This is a genomic window from Waddlia chondrophila WSU 86-1044 (assembly GCF_000092785.1).
In the GTDB taxonomy this organism is placed as follows: Bacteria; Chlamydiota; Chlamydiia; order Chlamydiales; family Waddliaceae; genus Waddlia; species Waddlia chondrophila.
Genome location: NC_014225.1, coordinates 1,467,123 through 1,489,267 on the forward strand (window position 1 = coordinate 1,467,123; position 22,145 = coordinate 1,489,267).

The following is a 22,145-nucleotide window of genomic DNA, read 5'->3' on the forward strand; positions in this document are numbered from 1 at the left end:
GGCTTAAGCTTCTTTGATTTGAATATTTAAGTCGACAATTTCTCCATCATGCCACAGCTCTTCCAAAGAATATTTGTCGCGAAGCGCCGGCACAAAAAGATGAATCAGTATCTGTCCGCAATCCATGACAACCCAATCCCCTAATTGATCGCCGTCTATATGAAAAATATGGCCGCCCATCTCTTTCACGGTCTCTTTAACAGAACTGGCAAGAGCGGACACATGCCGTTCGACACTCCCTTCGGCTATGAGGAAATAATCCGTTAAAGAGGAGGATTTCTTCACATCGATTGCGATGATATTGACTCCCTTTTTGTCATAAATGGCTTGAGCGATCGCCTGTAACATTTTTATCTCATCTTTACTCATAATTGGTAGAGGAGTATAAATGATTTTGATAAATAAAGTCTAATACATTTCGAGGAATATAAGAGGTACAGTCCTTTCCTTCCTTTAAAAACTTCCGTATTTGAGTGCTTGAGATATCAAGTATCTGAGTAGGGGTCCACCCCCGCTCCATTGCCTGGCAGATGGTTTCGTTTCCTTTTTTCGGAGGTTCCGCGCCTACCCTGCTCCCAACAATCAAAGGCACTAATTGCACAATCCGTTCAGCCTCTTTCCAATGGAAAAATTCCGGTACAGACTCATCGCTTATGATAAAGTAAAATTGGCAATCGGGAATTTCAGAAAGATGTTCTACCGTTTCGATTGAATAGGAGGGACCTAAACGTCTCGACTCCTCTTCATAGATTTTGAAACCGGGTTCGCCGCCTAATGCAAGACGCAGCATCTCAAGGCGGTTTTCTACACTTTCAGGACAACGATCAAGTTTAAAAGGGCTGATTCGAGCAGGTGAAAACCAAATTTCATCAAGCATTTTCTTTTCTTTAAGCTCTTTTGCCATCTTCAGATGGCCAAAATGGATGGGATCGAACGATCCCCCAAAAAAACCGATTTGCTTCATGACGACACGATCTAGACGAAGAAAAGGAGTTCCCGATATTTTGGCAAAGGCCACTGACTGTCTTCAACATAGCCTTCAATGCTGTCAACAACCTTTCGAAACGCCTCCATTTCAGGCTGAACGCAGCGGCAAAATTCTTCTGCCTGTTTTACACTGCTTAACTTTTTCGCTTTTTCCTTTGCAGCGATCAACTTTTCTTGACAGACAAGCGCCTTCTCCACAAGAGCATTCAAATCCGTTAACATCTTCTGTAGATTCTTTGTTGACGATTTTTGCACATAACGGGAAACATGATGGATCGATTCGGCAAACAGATTTAATTGTTTCAACGCTGCAGGCAATACTTGAGTCTTGAACATGTCGATCATCAAATTCGCTTCGATGTTGACCGTCAAACCGTAATTTTCCGCAAGGATCTCATAGCGGCTTTTCAACTCTTGAGCAGTCAGAATTCCCTCAAACGCTCGAACCGTGGTTTTTGATGTGAAGGATTTGAACGCATCTAAAGACTTTTCCAGATTGGGCAATCCTCTTTTTTTCGCCTCTTTAACCCATTCATTCGAATAATTATCTCCGGAAAAACGGATCGACTTGGAATTTTCAAGAAATTTTCTCACGACAGGAATGACTGCTTCAAACAGCTCCTCACGGTTTTTTGGCCGTTTACCTCCAAGCTTTTTCTCAACGCTGTCTAACATTTCATTCAAGCTGGTTGCGACAATGGCATTCAGCACGGAAATGGCTGTTGCCGGATTTTGCGATGAACCGACAGCGCGAAACTCAAATTTATTCCCCGTAAAAGCAAAAGGAGAGGTGCGATTGCGGTCGGTATTATCTTTTGTCAGGTCTGGAAGCTCTTTAATTCCTAAATCGTATTTACTTCGATTGGACGCGCTTTTGTGCACTCCTTGCTTTTCAATGTTCTCTAAAAGAGATTCTAAAGCCTGCCCCAAATAAACGGAGATGATCGCCGGCGGCGCTTCATGACCGCCCAATCTGCGGTCGTTGCTTGCCGAGCCAATAGATGCCCTTAGGAGTGCGGAATGCTGAAAAACAGCGTGCAGGATCGCTGTCATTAAGACAAGAAAGTGAAGGCTGTTTTCAGGAGTCTCTGTCGGATCAAGCAAATTGATTCCTGTATCAGTAGCCACAGACCAATTGCAGTGCTTTCCCGACCCGTTCAACTCTTCAAATGGTTTTTCATGCAGTAAAACAGAAAGATTGTGGCGAATAGCAATTTTCCTCATTAACTCCATCAACTGGATGTTATGGTCGATGGCCAACGAGGCACGCTCAACCACCGGCGCCACTTCATGCTGGGCAGGAGCCACTTCATTGTGACGCGTTTTGACCGGAATTCCGAGGCGAAGAGCTGCTTTTTCAAAATCGTGCATGAAACATAAGATTCTCTCTTTCACCGACCCAAAATAGTGGTCTTGCAGCTCTTGCCCCTTCGGCGAGGGCGCTCCAAATACCGTCCTACCTGCTAAAGCAAGATCGGCGCGTAAATTGCGAAGCGATTGGTCGATGACAAAGTACTCCTGCTCCAATCCAATCGTTGTAAATACACGCTCGGCATCAATACCTGTCAGTTTTAAGAGGCGGAGACAGGCATCAGAGAGTTTTTTCTCCGATCTAAGAACTGGAATCTTGCTGTCCAGAACATCTCCGGTCCAAGAGAAAAAGACAGAAGGGATGGTCAATGTCACCCCGTCTCCTCCCCTCCATACAAAGACTGGCGATGTGGGGTCCCAACCTGTGTACCCTCTAGCTTCGTAAGTGCTGCGCAAACCTCCTGAAGGAAAAGAGGAAGCATCCGGCTCGCCTTGGATCAACTGCTTGCCGGTAAACTGCTCAATCATACGATCGGGAGACTCCCATTCGATGAAGGCGTCGTGTTTTTCGGCTGAAGCGCCAGTAAGGGGTTGAAACCAGTGGGTGAAATGAGTCGCTCCCAAGCTGATCGCCCACTCTTTCATTGCAACGGCAATCGGATCGGCATACTCATCTCGAATTTTATCTTTGCCCTCCATCGCATCGATCACATTGCAATAGATCTCGCGCGGCAGCATTTTTTGCATAACGCTGCGCGTGAATACATGGATCCCGAATTCATCGGAAGCTCTTTGAGTGGAATACGCCCTTTCGGCAATACGATGATTATGCGAGGCAACAGCCTCAATCGCGCGGAATCTTTGCACGTACTACTCTCCTTAAATGACTATCCAACCGCATTTTACAGACATGCGCCTAAGCTTTCTGTCAGGGTTGACTGCAACGGGACAGCCAACAGCCTGCAAAAACGGAAGATCGTGAATACTATCGGAAAATCCCGCAGTTTCCTGAGGTTCATACTGAAGCTTTTTAACATATTCCGCTTTTTCTCTTCCTTGAACAGAAAGATCAAGCCCGCCAATCACACCTTCCGAACTCAAGCGATAACGCGTTGCAAGAAAGTGGGCGACATTCCACCGATCGGCAATTGCTTTAACTAAAAAATCGGGAGAACTGGAAAGGATCGCAACGTATTTCCCTTCCTTTTGCACCTTGCGTAAAATTGACAAAATCTTTTCATTCTGCATTGAAAGAAGGTTGGAATCAAGAAATATTTTTACTAATCCATTAAGCTCTTTTATCGACCTTCCCTGAAAAAAAGTGCGCATTGTCTTTGAATGCAAGGAAGCGATTGAAATCCCTCCTAATAAATGGACGCCATAGCAAGAGAAAAGATAGAGCATCTTAAAAAGAGGAAGAATTTTCTTTCGATAAAGATACCAGCCAAATCTTAAACTGGTGTTGACCTGTAATAGCGTATGGTCCAGATCAAAAAGATAAGCTTTACAGTTGAGATAGCCGCTCTTCAACTGATTTAATTTCTGATGAGATTTTCTCAAGGCGCTCTTTCTCTATCGTAAGTTGCTGGTTATAGTGTAGCGACTGTTCAAAGTCCAGGCCGGAAGAACCGCTTGCCTTGCGGTATTCTTCAAACTTATCTTTGATAAGACTACGCCTCTCTTGTTTGAACTGCAATCTTTTTTGAAGGGCATTCTTCAATTCTAAAGGATCTTCAGGAAGCTTCTCTTCGCGATCCTTTTTTTCAATCGCAGCGTCCTCCACATGGACGAACGAGCGCAGCATCCCTTCTTTCTCAATATCTGGAATTTGCAAACTGCCGATCTCGCTTTTAAGGTCCTCGATGGCCCTGACAAGCGCATCTGCTTCCATCTTCGAATAATTGCTATTGAGATCTGAAATTTTCTCTTCGACTTGGTTAACCGCAGCTTGGCGCTGTTCCTCTTTTTCCAGCTGCGCTTTTTTCCGCTTCACCTCCTCTTCTTTAAGCAGGTCCAGCAAAGGCTTTTTCGCTTCTGCGATTTCCTCGCGCAACTGTTTGACCTCTTCGCGGCCAAGCTCGATCCCTTTCATTTCCTTCTGAATTTCATCGAGTTTTTCTCGCGCTTCGCCAATAGATAAATGTTCGGAAGAGGATGTTTCTTTGTATGCGGTTATTTTCTGGCGAATCTCATCTGCATTTTTTTCAAAGATCTCTTTTTTCGCATCATAATCTTTTTTTCGCTGCTTATCGAGTTCTTTGATCTTATCCCAGCACTCGCTAAGCTTCTTACGCGTTTCCGAAAACGATTTCCCATTCAAGCTCAACATTTTCGCCGCTGTCTGAAGCGCTTTGATCTCTTCGCGATACACATGAGGCGAGCGGTCGGCAGAAAGTTGGCCGAACCGTTGCTTGATATACAAGTCGATATCACTAGCAAATTGATCGCTCAATGTTTCGATGAACTCTTTGCGTTTGGGGAAAACACGGTTACCCAACTCGGAAAGCCTCTCGAAAAAACGATTTTTCTTCCGCATCCGCATTTTCGTGCCCGCTACCTCTTTTCTCAATGCGTTGATGCGGGAAGCGTAAGCATTGAGGAAATTCAACTCCTTCTGAAGTTTCAAGTACATGCTACGGCTTGCCTTGATCGGAGGAAATAGTTCGGGAAAATCGCTTAACTCTGCTTGCTCCACATGATTTTCGAGATCGTTCATTTCGTTTTCGATCGCCTCGATCGCTTTTTCTATCTGCTCCAAAGCAAAAGAGGATTCCTCTTCAAAGTGCTCCTTCAACAACCTGGCCTGCTGCGTCAGCTCTCGGTATTTCTGCCAGTATCCTGAACGAACCGCAGGGGGAATCTCCTCTTTGAAAAGAGCAAGACAATTTTCCCTGGCATTCCAAAACGTCTTAAAATCCGGCTGCCCTTTTTGAGAAATGGAGAATTCCATCAGCTCGATGGTTTTTTTTAGCTTATCTGCCGGATTATCCAAATCGTTAATCTCGTTGCTTAAACGCTCTAACTCGGCTGAGGAGTGTAAAGTTTCCTTATCCATGGTTCCACTAATTTTTTAGCTGAAATTTTATGCGATCTAGAGATAATTGTATAGCACTAAAAAAGTTCGAAATCCTGACGGATCATTTCTCTGGCCACTTCGGGATCGTGCATATCGAGATCCAGCCAACGGAAAAGAGGCTCTCTCCTAAACCAGGTAAACTGCCTTTTCGCATACTTTCTTGAAGCTTGCTTGAAGGATTCCATAAATTTACAATGATCGGCACTAGATTGTTCAGTTTCCAAGTAATCCAATGCCTGGCGATAACCGATGGCTTGAGATGCAGAGGTATTTTCCAACAATCCCTCCTCTTTCAATCGTTTGACCTCTTCTAACAATCCGGAAGCAACCATCTGCTCGCAGCGCTCCTCAATCCGTTTGTATAGCAAACTTTTGGGGCGGTAAAGGAACCAGCAGCGAAAATCGAAATTTTGAGGAACTTTTCTTCCCTTCCAAGAGTGTCGGCTTACCGGTTTTCCGCTCAACGTCATAATCTCTAAAGCGCGGATAATTTTCTGTTTGTCATGCTTGGTGATCGTACTAGCGTATTGAGGATCGAGTTTGCGCACCTTTTCGAACATGGTATCGATCCCTTTTTCTTCCATCTCCTTTTGCAGCGACTTCCGCAGCTCAGGGACAGACGGCGGCCCGCTTGGCGGGCCGTAAAGGAAGGAATGCACATAAAAACCTGAACCGCCGACAACAATCGGAATCGAGCCGCGAGCATGTATCTCCTGGCATTTCTGCCTTCCTTCATAATAAAAATCGACGACATTGAAGTGATCTTTAAGATCTCGCATATCGATCAAATGATGAGGCACTTGCTGCCGCTGTTCTTGGGAAGCTTTGGCAGTTCCGATATCCATGCCTCGATAGATCTGCATGGAATCTGCCGAGATGATTTCACCATTAAGGCTTTTTGCCAATTCAATAGCAAATTCCGTTTTGCCGCAGGCGGTTGGACCAGACAAAACAATCACCTTTTTCTTAGGCATATAGATGTCTTCAGACATCTGTTTCTGCGCTTCAACGGCAAAACCTAGGAAAATTCTTTCGATATCTTCTTTTTCAAGCGTTGGAGTCTGACTTGACAATGCGGTCAACCCTTTTCTTAGTATGCTGAAATGAATTCAAAAACCGGTTTTTGAATTCATTTCAGCATATCATTGCACGGATAGGGTGTTAATGTCTACTTAGTCGAGCCTTTCAAGCTCTTGCTGAATTTTCTCCAAGACCTTTTCCTTCACCCCTTCCACTGTTCCCTTCAAACTCGCTCCCGCTGCCTTCGGATGCCCTCCCCCTCCAAATTGGCTTGCAATCCTATCAACCCTAAAACTCCCTGATGACCTAAGCGATACACGCACAGTGCGATTGGGCCTCTCACAAAGCAGCATAACACAGTCGACTCCCACAATAATCTTGTTAAACTCGTGGAAATATTCTAAATCGCTCTGCAAAATCTCCTGCACTGCATCAGACACTCCAACAAAATCTTCTCTCAAAATTTTCTGTACGATAACCCTATTGTTAAAGTGCTCTTCCATATGCTGGAGAGCTTTGGCAAACACCTTAAACTCCGGCAAGGAGACTTGTTGGTAAAGATGGGCATACATCCAATCAGGATCGACCCCCTTTTTCATGCACTCTTCTGCAATCTTGTGGGCTTTCCTATCAGTAGATGAATAACAAAATCTCCCTGTATCACTGATTACGCTGACATAAAGGCCTTCTGCAGCTTCCTTCGTCAACTCATAACCAGACTCTTTATAAAGAGTGTAAATCATTGAACCAGTAGATGATGCGTTAGAATCGATCACGCAATGGCCAGCTGGAATTTCCTGAGGTTGATGGTGGTCGATCACGACCTTGACCACGTCCGGACGCTGAAAAATTTGCGCAACTCTGCCCAATCGATCAGCAGAATGGGCATCCACCATGACCACAACTTCAATATCAGAATAATTTTCTTCGGAATAAAATATTTCTTTGATTCCAGGAAAATTTAAAAAGGAGAATTTTTCAGGAAACAGCCCATCATAGACAAAACATACCTGCTTTCCCATCCTGCTCAAGAGATCTGCCAATGCACAAGCTGAGCCTATGCCATCGCCGTCAGGGTTCACATGAGTGGAAATAAGAAAAGAGCCATGTTCCTGAAAAATTTTTTTAGTTTCGCGCCACATGCAAATAGACTAATTCAAAACATAAGACTCTGCAAGCGCATCATTCTCCTCCTGAGAATTTTTCCTATCCAACTTTTCTAAAAACTGAACGCGCTCTGCAGCCACTCGCAATTTGCACCGCTTATCACCCTCTTTTCCTTCCCAAACATCCAGCTGAAGCCGCCCCTCTACTAGTACAGGGGAAGAAATATCTAGATGATTCGTACAATTTTCCGCTAATCTTCCCCAGACAACGACATCGACAAAACATACTTCTTGCTGCTTTTCCCCTGCAGAGGTTGTAAATTCCCTATTGAGCGCAATAAGCAAATCAGTTACCGAAGCCCCATTAGGTGTTTTTCTCAACTCCGGCTTTCTTGTCAGTCTGCCGGCAATCATCACTTTGTTCAGTGCTACCATAGCACACTTCCTTTATGTTTAGTTTCCTCCGACCCATTCTTGAAAATAACATAAAGATTTTTTTAAACAAGAAAAAAAACAAAAGCAGCCTAAACGATTGAAAGAAAATGTCATACAGAAACTGAAACGCTCTCGCCCAGCCAGTCCATATAGTCTTGATTTCCTTTTTCAATTTTTATGCAGATGATTTCCGGCACATCATAAGAAGAGTTCTTTTGAATGACCTCTTTGATTGTCTCGAAAAGATCTGCCGAGGTTTTCATGGCAACCTTGCTCTCCTGCGAAGTTTCCAATTGATTGTTCCACATATAGACAGATTCGATCCAAGGGATGATTTGTGCGCAAGCAACAAGCCTCTCTTGCACTAAGTACCGGCAAACCCTTCGCGCTTCATCGATAGAGCCGGCAGTCCAATGAATTTCAATAAATTCTGACATTTTCGCTTCCTTTTTTTGAAAGAGGGAACTGCAAAACTACTAAAACTCTTTTTTCGAGTCTATATCGAAATGAACCAAAGCGATTTTGGGAATTCGCAAATCAACAACCGTCTTGCCGCCAGGGTTCAGTAAAGGCTGTATCTCTAAAAAATAGCGCCATCCTTTTTTCCAGTTATCGGGATTTAACCTCAAGATGCTATCATTAAGCGTCATGACGATTTCTTTTTGTCCGAAACTTGGAAGGTCTACTCGTGAAACATCTAACGCTTCTAAATCTTGCAAAGGGATCGACTTTAATATTCTTATCGCCAGGTGAACACGAGGCAAACGCAGCTTATTCCCCCACTTAGGATTCTCGATCTCTCCAATGATGATGGACGGCAGCCCTTCCATTTGATAAAAAGGGTGAAACGGGATGAGCCTCCCGTCTCGATCAATCGCAGCATTTTCCCAGTCTGAAAGCAAGGCGATTGGCTCATGTAATTCATAGACAACCTGGCAGGTATCAGGAATCTGTTTTTTCACTTCCGCTGATTTAATCAGCGGATGAGATAAAAGTTTTCGCTTTTCATCTAATGCGTTGAATTCATAAATATTGATCGGCTTATCAGAAGAAAGCCCCAAAATTTCTTCGACATAATGTGAAGGAAGCTCCCCTTTTTGATCGAGATATCTCAAAGAAAATGCCGGATCTGCACGCTGCGACTCTTTAATATGCATAAAATACAGCATGGCAAGGCCAGATCCTCCGGAAACAAACAAAGTGATCAACGCAACCGTTGCCAAAGCTCTTTTGAAAGGCTGCTTCAATTAAAAAGCCTCCAAAGTCTCGACAGCCACTTTAGTAATATTTCCCGCTCCTAAAGTCACAACGACATCCCCTTTTTCAAGAAACTTGGAAAGTTTGCAAGAAAGATCTTCCCTAGGTAAATACCGACATTTTACCGATGAATTTTTCTCTAATTCGCTTAAAATATGACACACTTCTACCCCGGGAATCGGACTCTCCCCTGCAGCATGGATATCAGTGACGATCACCTGGTCGGCTGAATGAAATGTCGATCCATACATTCCCATGCAATCACGGGTCCTTGTATATCGATGAGGCTGGAAGACAGCTACGATGCGGCGATCAGGACTAGCCTGGCGAATCGCTTTAAGCGTGGCGCGTATTTCAGTCGGATGATGGGCATAATCGTCCAGAAATAAGATCCCGTTCTTCTCTCCCTTAACTTCACAACGGCGCGCCACTCCTTTGAATGTTTTCAACGCCTCGCGAATTTTAGACTCTTGCGCCCCCAATCTAAGAGAGAGTCCGAAAACAGCAGCCGCATTCAACGCGTGATGCTCTCCAGCAAGAAGAACTTCAATATCAGCAAATCTTTTTCCATCGAAAACCACATCAAAAATGCTTGTCCATCCAACCTGCCTAAAGTGATCGACCCTGAGCCTGTTATTTTCATGAAAACCATAAGAAACGCCTTTGGGATTCAACGTCTGCAGCCGCTTGTCATCTCCGCACCAAAAACAGAAAGCTTCATTTTGCACCTTTGAGAAAAAAGTTCTAAAACAATTCAGCAACCTCTCCTCAGTCTGATGGTGATCCATATGGTCAAGGCCTATATTGGTCACAATTGCGCCAAAAGAGCGGTATCTTGCAAGGGTCCCATCGCTTTCATCTGCCTCGGCGACAAAGCAAGAACCTTCTCCTGCTTTCCCATTTGCCTTAAAGTTGGCAACAATGCCTCCAATAGCAAACGACGGGCTGAATCCGCAGACTTCCAACACCCAAGCCAAAAGAGAAGAGGAGGTCGTTTTTCCATGCGTGCCTCCAACTGCCAATACGTCTTTGTTTTTCATTAAATTCAGCAAACAGCCGCAGCGATGCTGCATTTCACATCTTAGCTTAACAGCAGCTTGAAACTCAGGATTCGATTCCTTAATATCTGTGCTGAATACAACTGTTTGAGCAGGCGAAATATTCTCAGCTTTCTGGCCTAAAGAGATCTTTGCACCAAGAGAGCAAAGAGATTCAGTCATTGACGTTGCAGCAAGATCGCTGCCGCTAACGACTTCCCCTTTCTCGAGAAGAATGCGCGCTAAAGAGCTCATGCCAATTCCACCGATTCCGATAAAATGAAATGCTCTCTTCATAAATCCTCCAAGCAATCGATAAAACGGATTTGTTGAGTTTCTTTCCCTAACAGAGCGCTTCGCATAGATTCAAGCTTTGGAAGCATAGAATCAATAGCTTCAATGAAAGTTGCCGGCGATAACTGGCTCTGGGGAATTTTGACAGCGCCTTTGAGAGAAATAAGATAATCAGCATTTGCGTCCTGATGACGATCTGTCGCATATGGATAGGGGATTAAAATGCCGGGCACCGCCGCCGCCAGCTGTTCTGCAATGGAGGCAGCTCCCGCTCTGGATACTGCCAAGTCAGCAGCACTCCAGGCTCTTGCCATCTCTTTTTCAAAAACTCTCACATGCGCTTTGATCCCAGCCTCGCCATAACGGCGCGCAAGCTTCTTCTCCCCATCAACGGTTCCGGTAAAATGTAAAATTTGAAAACGGGTCAACAATTCCGCGGAATCATATAAAAGCTGATTAATCGCTTCTGCACCTTGAGATCCGCCAAAAACCAAAATGACCGGCAATTCATCGCTGAACCCATACTCCCGTTTAGCTTCAACAGGGTCCCATCTCTTTTCAAATCCCGGTCTAAGCGGCATTTCGACAAGCTGGCATTTTCCTTTGATTTTTCCTGCAACAGAAGGAAAGTGAATTGCGGTAAAAGAGGCTGATGAGGTAAATAAACGGTTAACCCTTCCAGGAACCCTGTTTTGCTCATGAATCACAAAAGGGACTTTCATCATCTTTGCAGCAGCTAACACCGGAAAAGTGTAGTAACTTCCAAAGCCGATGAGAAAATCGGGTTTAAACGTTCTGAATATGTTCACGCTTTGCACAATGCCTTTAGCAATCTTAAATGGAAACAGCGGAGACTTAAACGTCGGACGGGCGCAGGAGATCTCTTGAAACGGAAACCGCCCTTTATCAAATAAAGAATTTGCCCCTAACTTGCCTCCGGCAAACAGAATGGAATCCCCTCTTTTTTCCAGTTGATGCGCCAATGACAACGCAGGAAACAGGTGTCCTCCGGTCCCTCCGGCTGCGATTACGACTTTTCTTCTATCCACTTTTATTTCCCGATCCTATGATGCTTTGCAAAATCCCCAGCCCGGTAAAATTGGCGATCAGAGAAGATCCCCCTTGACTAAAGAGTGGAAGGTTCAACCCTGTACTAGGAAGAAGGCCGGAAACAACTCCCAGATTCATAAATGCTTGAAACGCAATTAAAAAAGTGACGGCAGCAGCTAAATAAAATCCTCCGGGATCGCTAGATTGCCCTGCAGTGTAAAAGCCGATCGTCGCAAATGACATATAGAGGCAAATGAGAAGCATGATCCCCAAAAAACCAAACTCCTCCGCGTAGATCGCTCCTATATAATCATTCTGAGCTTCAGGAAGATAACTAAGTTTTTGCCAACTATTGCCAGGCCCCTTTCCCAATAACCCTCCCGAACCCGACGCAATTTTCGCTTGATGCGGCTGATGCCCTTTTCCTCTGATATCCAACTCAGGATTCATGTAGACCTGCAATCTTCCCTTAACATATGGGAGCTGGGAAGCAAATCCCACACCTGCAATACCCACTACCACCAATGGAAGAGCCCAATATTTTAAAGGAATCTCTGTTAATAAAAACAGCATAACAAGAGTGGTGACAATCACGCCGACAGTCCCGTTATTCGGCTCCACAAGGATGAGGAAAAGGGGAACGCAAAGGGGAAGAATCCCTAAAAGAAACGATCGGAAAGTCAGCGCCTTTCCCTTCCACATGATCACCCTCTGGATAAAAACCATAGGGACCAGGTATTTAACAAATTCGGAAGGCTGAAAAGAGATTCCTGCCAAAGAGATCCAACGACGGGAGCCATTCACCTCTTTTCCGATTCCCGGCACGAATACCAGCAAAAGCAAGAGCGAAAAAAAGATCAGAAGAACAGGACTGACCTGAAGCAATTTGTGATACCCATAACGAAAGGCGACCCCTCCCAGCACACCTCCTGCAATTGCATACAAAAGCTGCTTGACCAAGGCTTGATGGGTTTCTTTATCTAAACTCGTGTTGGGTTTCATCCCATGATCTAAAATTTCAGCCGATGTTGTGCTGAAAATCATCACAAGACCAAGAGCGAAAATCGATGCGGAAACGATAAGGAGAAGTAATCGCAGCGAACTCATCGTACCCGAAGAACATCGCCAGGCTTTAGACTTCTTGCCTTTTCCTCATCCAAATCATTCATCTTCAAAAGTTCATTAAAACCCACGCGATACTTCTTTGCGACCTTCCAGGGATTGTCTCCGCTTTGCAGCGTGTAATACTCGGGATCTCGCAAGGCAGGAGGGCTGACAATTTCCAGATTGGAAGTCGTCTTATCTTGTATCGGAATCTGCAGAACCTGGCCAATATCAATGCGCGACGAGGAAAGATTATTGTACCGTTTAATCTCGCTGACGGTTGTGCCATTTGCTTTTGCGATCTTTTCAAGATAATCGCCTCTTTTTACAGTCACTTCAACAAATTTGGGTTCCTCTTTTGCCAAAAGATTTCTTTGAGGAGGGAGAGTGAGTTGGTTAGGATTATCCTGGCGCTGCGCCGCCAATCCAATAGGAGCTGCTGTTTTCACTGAATACTTTTCCAAGACCTGGTCTATTTCATCTCGAGGCCCCTTGGCAACGGCAACAGGCTCAGGCTTAACTTCGACTGGGCGGTCCATGACAGCGATCTCTTCATGCCGGATCTCCTCCGTCGTTGCTTCCTGAGTCAACAGCTTAGAAGGTGTCTCCTCGTTCGTATGCAAAGCCATCATAAATAATACACCCAACAACCCTGTATTGACCAACACCGCAACAATTATTGTATCTCTGCGACTCATTGCTAACCCTCGCTAATCAAGTAACTGAACGCACTCTTTAAAATGATCGCCGCGTTCTTCAAAATTACTGAACATATCAAAACTTGCACAACCCGGAGAGAGTAACACATTATCCCCATCATTCGCAATGGAAGATGCCGCTGCAACTGCTGCTTTCAGGCTACTTTCTTCAATCACCTCAAATTCACCGCCCAATTGCTTAAGCAGAAGACTCCTTGCCTCGCCAATCGCGACAATTGCTTTCACCTTCCCGCTAAACGGTTTGATCCAAGGACAAAAGCTTATCCCCTTTCCTTTTCCTCCGGCAATTAAAATCACAGGACCGTCCATCCTTTCCACAGCGCGCTTGACAGCGTCAAGGTTGGTTCCTTTACTATCGTTAAAATAGCTAACGCCTCTCCGTTTCCTCACAAACTCAATTCTGTGAGGAGGCTTTTGAAACTCTGATTCCGCGCAATCAAACGCTTCTGGCAACACCCCCATTTCCAAGCAGATCCGTTTAGCTGCCAGACAATTTTCTTCGTCATGAGTTAATCTGCTTTTATAATTGCTATCAACAATCAATTCAACGTTTTCTTTTAAATCCGATATTAAATAGCCAAAATCATTGATCACTTGTTGCGAAAGAAAGAGTTTTTTATCCGATTTCAGACAATTAGCCAACCGCAGCTTTGCTTTAGCATAAGCTTCCATATTAAGATATCTGTCAAGATGATCCGGTGTAATATTGAGAACAGCTCCAACGTCAACGACCCGGCTATTCAATGTCTCTAGCTGGTAAGAGCTAAGTTCGCAAACAATCATCTCTTTTTGAAGAGCATCCAATTCTGCCGTCAAAGGGATTCCGCCATTTCCGAGAACCTTCGCCGGTTTCCCACACCTGTTGAGGACATGCCCAATCAGTTGAGTCACCGTTGTTTTTCCATTTGTCCCGGTTACGGCAATCATCGGCTGATCCAGATGACGGCAAGCAAGCTCCACTTCGCCAATCACTTCGATATTCCGCTTCAACGCTTCCGCAATTGCCGGATGCGTAAGGGAAATGCCGGGAGAGGCCACAACCTGGCCAAAAACCTCAATTTTTCCCGGACATTGAGTGTTTAATAAAGTCAGTCCCTTATCTATTAAGGGAACAACAAGCGGATCCGAGCGCAGCGTTTCCGCTCTTTGATCAATTGCAGCTACACGATGGCCGCGCTTCATCAAAAATGCCGCAGCGGAACGGCCGCTGATTCCCAGCCCTATCACAAGAACATTCATCTATATCACTGAAATTTAAGAGATAACATGCCAATCATCGCCAATAATAGCGAAATGATCCAAAAACGGACCACAACTTTTGTTTCCGCCCAGCCTTTGTATTCAAAATGATGATGCAAAGGCGCACATAAGAAGACACGCTTCTTATTCCTTAATTTGTAACTTCCCACTTGAACAATCACAGAAACAGCCTCGGCAACAAAAACTCCTCCGATGATTGCCAATAAGAATTCCCGCTTCAATAATACAGCGCAAATGCCGATCAATCCTCCCAATGCAAGCGATCCGGTATCTCCCATAAAAACTTGGGCAGGATATCCGTTATACCAAAGGAATCCCAGACACGCTCCTGCGAATCCGCTGAGAAAGACAGCGATTTCTCCGCTTCCTTCGATATAGAGGATGTTAAGGTATTGAGACAATTCCAAATGATTAGATAAAAAGGCGATAAGAGAAAGGCTCACGGCAACCATCAGCAAACATCCAGCTGCCAAACCGTCCAAACCATCCGTCAAATTTACAGCATTGGAGGAGCCGGTGATCACAAACACGATCAAAAAAAAGATCATAAGCAGCGACATTCCAGAAAAAGTCCAAACAGGGTCTTTAAAAAATGGAAGGTACAGCCTGGAAGCGTAAGTTTGCAAAGAGATAGACTTCGAGCTTTCGACTCCTGCAACCTCTTCTTTCACAATTGGCGGTTCGTACCAGCTGCCGACATGAAAAAATTCGCTGACAGAAGGAACCAAGAGATAGCAGGCAATAAAGCTTGAAAGAAGGAGTTGCACCACCAGTTTTTTTTTACCCGAAAGCCCTTTCGTGTTTTTGTATTTAAGCTTAAGATAATCGTCTCTCCCCCCCAAAAAACCCAGAACTAGAGTAGAAATCAACAAAATCAGGGTAAAAGCGTGGGTCAAGTCCATCCATAAAAGAAGAGCGGCAATCATGGAAAAAAGGACTAACAGGCCGCCCATCGTCGGCGTATCCTTTTTCTTAGCGTGCAGCTCTCCTAAGAGAGGGCACTCCTCCATCCTGATCGACTGTCCGATTTTCAACTCGTACAATTTCCGGATAAACCATGGTCCAAAAAAAATACTGATAAAAAGCGTGGTCAACGCAGCCAGCATCATCCGAGTAGACGTGTAAAAGAATGCAGCAGGCACCTTAACAAGGAAGTGGCCTCGCAAAAATTCCAGAAAAAGCAAAATCATGAATCTGTCCGTTCAACATAGCGTCTCACTAATTTTCTTTTTTTTCAATCCTCTAGACAATTTCTGGAAAAAAGATTATAATAGCTTCTTCCATAAATAATAAAAAACGCGAGAAAAATATCATGATTGATACTTCCAGAGGAATCAATTGGGGGCCTGCAGCCTTTATCATCCTTTACCACATCGGCTTGCTGTGCGCACTCCCCTTTTATTTCTATTATCACACCCCTTCCCTCTCTTTAATTTTGATCAGCATTGGAATTTTTTACTTAACGGGAGTCAGCATAACGGCCGGATATCATCGATATTTCTCGCACAAATCTTATAAAGCGCATCCCGTTATTGAAGCGATTCTGGTTTTTCTGGGTTCAATGACGGCGCAAGGCAGCGTGCTGCGCTGGTCGTTCGACCACCGCCTCCACCATGCTCATGTCGACACTGATAACGATCCTTATTCGATCAAAAAAGGTTTTTGGTACGCTCATTGCTTGTGGATTCTTGAGAAGCCTCGTGAAATCGAATCAAAGCTTGTATGCGATTTGGAGCGAAAAAAACTTGTCATGCTCCAGCACCGCTATTACCCGTTTATGATGGTGTTTACCAACGCTATTGCAACGCTGTTCGTGGGCTGGTTGCTCAATGACTATCTAGGCGCATTTGTAATCTCTCTTTGGGTGCGCCTTTTTTTCCTCCACCACTTCACCTGGTTCATCAACTCTCTTGCTCACACTTGGGGAGACAAGCCTTTCTGCACAGAGCAGACAGCTGTGAATAACTTCGTTATTTCCCTTGTCACTTTCGGAGAGGGTTATCATAACTACCACCACACCTACGCCAACGACTACCGCAACGGAATACGGTGGTATCATTTCGATCCGACTAAATGGTTGATTTGGACGCTGAACAGATTCGGCCTGACCAAGGATCTGAAGCGGATGGACCCTTACACGATCAAGAAGAAGATGATTCTTGAGCGGAAAGGGCTGCTCACCAAACAGCTCAAGGACCTTTGGTATATTAAAAAGGAAGAACTTGAAAAGAATATCCAAGAGGTTTCAGACAGGATTTTGGAACAGATTGCCGACTTCAAAAAATTATCGGAGAAATACAGGACTGCCAAAAAAGAACAGCAACACGAGCTGCTCATCCACTTAAAGCAAGAGATCAAACAGCTCAAAAAGAGCCTTAAATCGGACTGGCGTCATTGGAAAAGGCTTTCAAGCAACATCATGGGGCTTAAGCCGCTGCCTGTATAGGAAATTAAACACGAAGATAGCGAAGAAGCCGCGAAGCTCTGTTAAACTCCACATTTAGAATCTTCGCGTTCTTCGCGTTTATACCGAATCAACTTCAAGATTCGGTATATGTTCAAAAAATCAAATATGGAAAAATGTTGATGAAAAAGATTTTAATCCTAAGGATCGATTTGTCTCCAGGATGTATTTTTGAGAGCTAATAGACGAACGTTTTATTTTTTTTGTTGACCTCATAAAGGCAATTCCGTTATAAACAATGCCCTTTAAAGGTGGCATGGCCAAGTGGTAAGGCAGAAGCCTGCAAAGCTTCCATCCCCAGTTCGAATCTGGGTGCCACCTTAATTTTATTTTTCATGCTTTATCTAATTCCAACACCTATCGGAAATCTTAAAGATCTCACCTATCGGGCAGTAGAAACACTCTCTGCTTGCAACTTGATTCTTTGCGAAGATACACGCGTCAGTACAACTCTTCTCAAACATTACAAAATCGACACCCCATTGAAAAGCTATCATCAATTCAACGAAGCCGCACGCGAAAACGAAATCGTCAACGCACTAAAAAACGGCAAAAAGGTCTCCCTCATCACAGATGCGGGAACACCGGCAATTTCCGATCCGGGTTTACGCCTGGTCAAACGATGCCGTCAAGAAGGACTTCCCGTCTCAGCACTCCCCGGCCCATGCGCCGCAACAACTGCACTATCCGGAAGCGGAATCTTCAGCGAAAAATTTCAATTCATCGGCTTCCTTCCGAAAAAAACAGGACAGCTTCATGAAACGATCATCGATGCTCTCCTCTTTCCAGGAACAACAGTTGCTTACGAATCCCCTCATAGGCTGATAGAAACGCTAACAGCAATTAACACTTTGAATCCACAGACGCAAATTGCCGTTTGCCGCGAACTAACCAAAAAATTCGAAGAATATCAGACAGGCTCTGTTCAATCCATCCTTGAACATTATACAAATGCCGCACCTAAAGGAGAAATCGTCCTACTCATCGAAGGGAACGGAGAGGAAGTCATCCGGTGCAGCTACTCGCCAACCGAACTTATTTCCTATTTTCAGGACACTTTCAACCTCTCATCGAAAGACGCATTGAAACTCGCCGCCGAAAAAACCGGATTGCCAAAGCGAGAGCTTTACAAAAAGCTTTTTACAAATTAAGATCTGCTTTGAATTTGTAATGGAGACCCTTTAGCGATGAAATTTCTACGCAAAACCATCCCTTTAGCGCTCACACTGCTTCCGCTTTTCTTCGGACCTACGCTAGAAGCCAACCTATATAAAAGCCCTAAAGCTCTGGGAAGAGCAGGAGCTGTTGCCGCCTCCCCTCAAGATGCGATGACCATTGCCTATAATCCTGCCGCCGCCGCATTCGTCGGAAACCGCTGGGATCTGGGATTAACCTGGATCCATAATCTTGGCCGACACACCTATTCAGAAAATGCCAATATCGATGGCATATTCGACCCCTTCGCCAATGCAAGCAACCTTTTCGTTCCTGAATTCGGCGTTAACCAAAGGATGTGCGAATGCACCATGACCTGGGGCTTTTTGATTTATAACCAAGAATATTTCAAAGTTGATTACAAGACCCCAAACCCTCTCTTCGGAACCAGCAACCTGGGCCTGGAATACCTCCATTACGTTGCCTCTCCATCCTGGTCGATTCTCTTCGGCTGCGACCACGCACTGGGAATTACACTCGATTTTCACGGACACCGCCTAAAAATCGATGGATTGGAAAATTTCGCAAACGACTTCAACTCTGCCAATCCCAACCTATTTACAAATAAAGGCTACGACTATGCAGGCGCCATAGGAGCAACTGTAGGATGGATCAGCCATCTAGCATACGGCGTCAATTTAGGCCTCTCTTACTCCCCTCCTGTAGATTGGATTATTGGAAGGTTTAACGACTACCGAGGCTCTGTCGCAGATGAAGCGTTACTGGAACTGCCAGCCCGCTACTTAGCAGGACTTCAAATCGAAATGGTCTGCGGCCTCTTTGCAGAATTTGATGTGGAACATGTGCAATACAACCAAGTCCGCCCTTTAAACCAAAGGCTCCTTCCTGCGTTTGAAGAAGAACACGGCTTCGGAGCGGAAGAAGGCGTCGGATTAGGCTGGAGGGATCAAACAATTTTCCGATTCGGACTCGAATGGCAATGGGATGAAAATTTTGCCCTCCGTGCCGGCTGGTGGCACCACCGCACTCCCATCGTCAGCAGCGAAACATTGGCAAATACTCTGGTTCCCAACGTCTTGGAAGACTACGTCACATGGGGTGGAACCATGCGCTGCGGATGTCTGAATGAAATCAGTTTCTTTGGCGCCTACGGCTTCAAATCAACCATTTACGGCCAAAACTCCATTCCGGAAGATCTCGGCGGTGGAGAGGTTGATCTTGAAGGAGAAAAATGGATGTTCGGCATGTCGTGGGGACGTAGATTTTAACCTCTTTTTAACTTGCTACTTAACTCCCTATTCGAATAGAATTTCTCTTCGAAGAAAGCTGTATTTTATGGAACTGCCACATGTATCTCCAAAAAGAGATTGAGCGATTGATCGATATCTCCATTGAGGAGGATCTGCGATCAGGAGACATCACATCCAACATTTTAGTCCCCCCGGAAGCGATCACTTCCGGTCGTATTGTCCTTAAGCAAGCAGGAGTCTTGGCTGCGCTCCCTTTTCTTCAAATTCTCTTCCAAAAAATTGATCCTTCGATTGAAGTAATCTTGTCCGTTGACGAAGGCTCGTATCAAAAAGCAGGGACAACGATAGGAAAAGTCACCGGTCCGGCACGCGGCATCCTTTCAGGGGAAAGGATCGCTTTGAATCTGATCCAACACGCATCCGGAGTAGCCACTACAACATCGGAATACGTTAGGAAACTTAAAGGGCTCCATTGCGAAATTCTCGATACGCGGAAAACTCTCCCAGGGCTGCGGGCATTGGAAAAGTATTCAGTCAACATCGGCGGCGGTTCAAATCACCGCTTTGCCCTTGACGATCGATTCATCATCAAAACAAACCATCTCTACTTCTTAAAAGGGACGTCTAAATATCCGATTAAAGATGCGATTGAAAGAGTTAAGAAACACCGTTCGGACCTTTCCATCGAAGTTGAGATCACACGTTATGAACAGCTGGAACAAGCGCTTCACCCCTATGTTAACGGTATTATGCTTAGCCGTATGATGCCGATCGAAATTAAGCGCTGCGTTGACAGAATCCATCAAACGGATAAAAAAGTTTACCTGGAATCTCTCGGAACCATCACGCTAGATACCGTTCGCGCATACGCCGAGACCGGTGTCGATGGGATTTCAATTGGTTCCCTGACGCACTCTGTTCCAGCGTTGGATATTGTGATGCGATTCAAGTAAGAAGATGTTTTCAATTAATATGCAGATTTAAGGAGTAGAACAAATATGACTTCACCAAAAGAAATTATCTTTGAAGAAGAAGCACGCAACAAGCTTCTTGACGGGATCGTTCAGCTAGCTGACATCGTCGCTTTTACACTTGGCCCCAAAGGACGGAATGTCGGATTGGAAAAAAGCTGGGGAGCGCCAACGATCACAAATGACGGTAGCAGTATTGTCAAAGATATCCATTTAAAAGACCCCTGCTCTAACATGGGCGTTGCCATGGCTCAGGAAGTTGTGCAAAAAATCAAAGAGAAATGCGGCGACGGCACAACAACAGGCACGCTTCTTCTCAAAGCTCTTGTTGAAGAAGGGATCAAGCAGATCGCTGCAGGACACAGTCCTATCGGTGTCAAGCGGGGCATTGATAAAGCTGTTGAAGCTATTGTCGCAGCTGTTGAAAAATCGGCAATTCCAATCAAAACAGCGCAAGAGATCAAAAACATCGCGACAGTTTCTGCATCGGGCAACGAAACTATTGGATCTATGATCTCAGAAGCAATGGAGAAAGTTGGCAAGAACGGCGTGATCACCATTGAAGAGGGGAAAGGAACAGAAACAGTCATCGATCTTGTCGAAGGAATGGAGTTTGATCGTGGATACTTAAGCGCTTATTTCTGCACCGACCTTGAGAAAATGCAAACAACAATGAACAATGCCCAGATTTTATTGGTCGACAAAAAGATTGCAAACATCCATGAAATCCTTCCCATCCTACAGGCTGTCGCCGCTTCTTCGCGCGAACTGCTCATCATTGCTGAAGACCTGGAAGGCGATGCCTTATCAACATTGGTCGTGAACCGGCTAAGAGGCGCTTTAAAAGTAGCCGCTGTCAAAGCTCCAGGCTTTGGCGACAGAAGAAAAGCGATGATGCAGGATATCGCAATCTTGACAGGCGGAACGCTCATTACAGAAGAAACCGGAATGTCTTTAAAAGACGCAGGTCCAGAAGTTCTCGGCTCTGCAGAACAAATCACGATCACAAAAGATCGAACGACAATTGTTAAAGGCGGAGGCTCTTCTGAAGCGATCAAAGCACGCATTTCCCAGCTTGAAAATGAGATTTCTGAAGCAAGCAGCTCCTATGACAAAGAAAAACTCGAAGAGCGCAAAGCTAAACTCAGCGGCGGTGTAGCAGTGATCCGCGTCGGAGCTGCAACAGAGCCGGAAATGAAGCAAAAGAAGCAAATTTTCGAAGACAGCCTGAGTTCCACCAAAGCTGCAATCGAAGAAGGGATCGTCCCCGGAGGAGGCGTTGCATTGCTCCGAGCGAAAAAATCCTTAGAATCCTTAAAGCTTGAAAACGACGAGGCTGTAGGATCGCAAATCGTAGCAAAAGCATGCGGGACTCCGCTTAAGCAAATCGCAGCAAATACCGGCTTCGACGGCTCCGTTATCCTAATGGAAGTGGAAAATGCCGACACAAACTGCGGTTTCAATGTTTTGACAGAAAAAGTGGAAGACCTGGTAAAAGCCGGTGTCGTGGATCCTGCAAAAGTTGTGATCAACAGCCTGATTCACGCAGCATCTGTAGCAGGAATCGTTCTAATCTCTGAAGCGCTGATCACCGACGCTGAAGAAGACGAAGAAACAGAATAAACGTT

General features: G+C 45.0%; 21 protein-coding genes and 1 tRNA gene. 6 read left to right on the plus strand and 16 right to left on the minus strand.

Features of this window, described 5'->3' with window-relative positions; genetic code table 11:
• Positions 1-3: 3 nt before the first annotated feature.
• From rsfS to mraY, 16 genes are all read right to left on the minus strand, one after another.
• Positions 4-348, minus strand: a complete 345-nt coding sequence (gene rsfS, locus WCW_RS06645; RefSeq protein WP_227738800.1) for a ribosome silencing factor — start codon at positions 346-348, stop codon at positions 4-6.
• 13 nt (positions 349-361) lie between these two features.
• Complete coding sequence (gene nadD / locus WCW_RS06650; protein ID WP_143876365.1) at positions 362-1,018, minus strand: nicotinate (nicotinamide) nucleotide adenylyltransferase; 657 nt, start codon at positions 1,016-1,018, stop codon at positions 362-364.
• Positions 976-3,165 (minus strand): glutamine synthetase III family protein, encoded by a 2,190-nt coding sequence (locus WCW_RS06655; RefSeq protein ID WP_013182439.1) that lies wholly within the window; start codon positions 3,163-3,165, stop codon positions 976-978. The genes nadD and WCW_RS06655 overlap by 43 nt, the downstream gene beginning before the upstream one ends.
• 12 nt (positions 3,166-3,177) lie before the next feature.
• Positions 3,178-3,858 carry an HAD family hydrolase gene (locus WCW_RS06660; protein ID WP_041941574.1) on the minus strand — a complete coding sequence of 227 codons (681 nt, stop codon included), beginning with the start codon at positions 3,856-3,858 and terminating at the stop codon, positions 3,178-3,180.
• Positions 3,803-5,353 (minus strand): coiled-coil domain-containing protein, encoded by a 1,551-nt coding sequence (locus WCW_RS06665; RefSeq protein ID WP_013182441.1) that lies wholly within the window; start codon positions 5,351-5,353, stop codon positions 3,803-3,805. Before WCW_RS06665 ends, WCW_RS06660 begins: the two co-directional genes overlap by 56 nt.
• A gap of 56 nt (positions 5,354-5,409) precedes the next feature.
• The gene (gene miaA, locus WCW_RS06670) at positions 5,410-6,447 is read right to left on the minus strand and encodes a tRNA (adenosine(37)-N6)-dimethylallyltransferase MiaA (protein WP_013182442.1); all 1,038 of its coding nucleotides are present in this window, start codon (positions 6,445-6,447) and stop codon (positions 5,410-5,412) included.
• 99 nt (positions 6,448-6,546) lie between these two features.
• Positions 6,547-7,536 carry a DHH family phosphoesterase gene (locus tag WCW_RS06675; protein ID WP_013182443.1) on the minus strand — a complete coding sequence of 330 codons (990 nt, stop codon included), beginning with the start codon at positions 7,534-7,536 and terminating at the stop codon, positions 6,547-6,549.
• A gap of 9 nt (positions 7,537-7,545) precedes the next feature.
• A complete protein-coding gene (locus WCW_RS06680) occupies positions 7,546-7,935 on the minus strand; it encodes a single-stranded DNA-binding protein (protein WP_013182444.1) in 390 nt (129 codons plus the stop codon).
• Positions 7,936-8,045: 110 nt separating this feature from the next.
• A complete protein-coding gene (cutA, locus tag WCW_RS06685; protein ID WP_013182445.1) occupies positions 8,046-8,372 on the minus strand; it encodes a divalent-cation tolerance protein CutA in 327 nt (108 codons plus the stop codon).
• Positions 8,373-8,411: 39 nt separating this feature from the next.
• Positions 8,412-9,182, minus strand: coding sequence for a cell division protein FtsQ/DivIB (locus WCW_RS06690; RefSeq protein WP_013182446.1), 771 nt, complete (start codon positions 9,180-9,182; stop codon positions 8,412-8,414).
• Complete coding sequence (gene murC, locus WCW_RS06695) at positions 9,183-10,526, minus strand: UDP-N-acetylmuramate--L-alanine ligase (protein WP_013182447.1); 1,344 nt, start codon at positions 10,524-10,526, stop codon at positions 9,183-9,185.
• The gene (locus tag WCW_RS06700) at positions 10,523-11,572 is read right to left on the minus strand and encodes a UDP-N-acetylglucosamine--N-acetylmuramyl-(pentapeptide) pyrophosphoryl-undecaprenol N-acetylglucosamine transferase (RefSeq protein WP_013182448.1); all 1,050 of its coding nucleotides are present in this window, start codon (positions 11,570-11,572) and stop codon (positions 10,523-10,525) included. The genes murC and WCW_RS06700 overlap by 4 nt, the downstream gene beginning before the upstream one ends.
• The gene (locus WCW_RS06705) at positions 11,565-12,680 is read right to left on the minus strand and encodes a peptidoglycan glycosyltransferase FtsW (RefSeq protein ID WP_013182449.1); all 1,116 of its coding nucleotides are present in this window, start codon (positions 12,678-12,680) and stop codon (positions 11,565-11,567) included. The genes WCW_RS06700 and WCW_RS06705 overlap by 8 nt, the downstream gene beginning before the upstream one ends.
• Complete coding sequence (locus WCW_RS06710; protein WP_013182450.1) at positions 12,677-13,375, minus strand: LysM peptidoglycan-binding domain-containing protein; 699 nt, start codon at positions 13,373-13,375, stop codon at positions 12,677-12,679. The genes WCW_RS06705 and WCW_RS06710 overlap by 4 nt, the downstream gene beginning before the upstream one ends.
• 12 nt (positions 13,376-13,387) lie before the next feature.
• Positions 13,388-14,635 (minus strand): Mur ligase family protein, encoded by a 1,248-nt coding sequence (locus WCW_RS06715; RefSeq protein ID WP_013182451.1) that lies wholly within the window; start codon positions 14,633-14,635, stop codon positions 13,388-13,390.
• Between the two features lie 5 nt (positions 14,636-14,640).
• Positions 14,641-15,846 carry a phospho-N-acetylmuramoyl-pentapeptide-transferase gene (mraY, locus tag WCW_RS06720; protein ID WP_013182452.1) on the minus strand — a complete coding sequence of 402 codons (1,206 nt, stop codon included), beginning with the start codon at positions 15,844-15,846 and terminating at the stop codon, positions 14,641-14,643.
• Between the two features lie 122 nt (positions 15,847-15,968).
• On the opposite strand from mraY, the gene WCW_RS06725 reads away from it, so the two are divergent.
• The 6 genes from WCW_RS06725 to groL all read left to right on the plus strand — a co-directional run bounded on the left by WCW_RS06725 (position 15,969) and on the right by groL (position 22,140).
• Complete coding sequence (locus WCW_RS06725) at positions 15,969-17,102, plus strand: acyl-CoA desaturase (RefSeq protein WP_013182453.1); 1,134 nt, start codon at positions 15,969-15,971, stop codon at positions 17,100-17,102.
• 268 nt (positions 17,103-17,370) lie between these two features.
• Positions 17,371-17,441, plus strand: a tRNA-Cys gene (locus WCW_RS06730).
• 14 nt (positions 17,442-17,455) lie between these two features.
• Complete coding sequence (gene rsmI / locus WCW_RS06735) at positions 17,456-18,271, plus strand: 16S rRNA (cytidine(1402)-2'-O)-methyltransferase (protein ID WP_013182454.1); 816 nt, start codon at positions 17,456-17,458, stop codon at positions 18,269-18,271.
• Between the two features lie 36 nt (positions 18,272-18,307).
• A complete protein-coding gene (locus WCW_RS06740) occupies positions 18,308-19,564 on the plus strand; it encodes an OmpP1/FadL family transporter (protein ID WP_013182455.1) in 1,257 nt (418 codons plus the stop codon).
• Positions 19,565-19,644: 80 nt separating this feature from the next.
• Positions 19,645-20,499 (plus strand): carboxylating nicotinate-nucleotide diphosphorylase, encoded by an 855-nt coding sequence (gene nadC, locus WCW_RS06745; RefSeq protein WP_013182456.1) that lies wholly within the window; start codon positions 19,645-19,647, stop codon positions 20,497-20,499.
• Positions 20,500-20,544: 45 nt separating this feature from the next.
• Positions 20,545-22,140: a chaperonin GroEL gene (gene groL, locus WCW_RS06750; RefSeq protein ID WP_013182457.1), complete on the plus strand. Its 1,596-nt coding sequence runs from the start codon at positions 20,545-20,547 to the stop codon at positions 22,138-22,140.
• Positions 22,141-22,145 lie beyond the last annotated feature (5 nt).

Bases quoted from the DNA above. Each gene is read 5' to 3' on its own strand.
- WCW_RS06710 (WP_013182450.1), bottom strand. From the start codon at position 13,375: ATGAGTCGCAGAGATACAATAATTGTTGCGGTGTTGGTCAATACAGGG.
- WCW_RS06675 (WP_013182443.1), bottom strand. From the start codon at position 7,536: ATGTGGCGCGAAACTAAAAAAATTTTTCAGGAACATGGCTCTTTTCTT.
- mraY (WP_013182452.1), bottom strand. From the start codon at position 15,846: ATGATTTTGCTTTTTCTGGAATTTTTGCGAGGCCACTTCCTTGTTAAG.
- WCW_RS06665 (WP_013182441.1), bottom strand. From the start codon at position 5,353: ATGGATAAGGAAACTTTACACTCCTCAGCCGAGTTAGAGCGTTTAAGC.
- WCW_RS06705 (WP_013182449.1), bottom strand. From the start codon at position 12,680: ATGAGTTCGCTGCGATTACTTCTCCTTATCGTTTCCGCATCGATTTTC.
- groL (WP_013182457.1), top strand. From the start codon at position 20,545: ATGACTTCACCAAAAGAAATTATCTTTGAAGAAGAAGCACGCAACAAG.
- nadC (WP_013182456.1), top strand. From the start codon at position 19,645: ATGTATCTCCAAAAAGAGATTGAGCGATTGATCGATATCTCCATTGAG.
- WCW_RS06740 (WP_013182455.1), top strand. From the start codon at position 18,308: ATGAAATTTCTACGCAAAACCATCCCTTTAGCGCTCACACTGCTTCCG.
- cutA (WP_013182445.1), bottom strand. From the start codon at position 8,372: ATGTCAGAATTTATTGAAATTCATTGGACTGCCGGCTCTATCGATGAA.
- WCW_RS06725 (WP_013182453.1), top strand. From the start codon at position 15,969: ATGATTGATACTTCCAGAGGAATCAATTGGGGGCCTGCAGCCTTTATC.
- WCW_RS06680 (WP_013182444.1), bottom strand. From the start codon at position 7,935: ATGGTAGCACTGAACAAAGTGATGATTGCCGGCAGACTGACAAGAAAG.
- WCW_RS06715 (WP_013182451.1), bottom strand. From the start codon at position 14,635: ATGAATGTTCTTGTGATAGGGCTGGGAATCAGCGGCCGTTCCGCTGCG.
- murC (WP_013182447.1), bottom strand. From the start codon at position 10,526: ATGAAGAGAGCATTTCATTTTATCGGAATCGGTGGAATTGGCATGAGC.
- rsmI (WP_013182454.1), top strand. From the start codon at position 17,456: ATGCTTTATCTAATTCCAACACCTATCGGAAATCTTAAAGATCTCACC.
- rsfS (WP_227738800.1), bottom strand. From the start codon at position 348: ATGTTACAGGCGATCGCTCAAGCCATTTATGACAAAAAGGGAGTCAAT.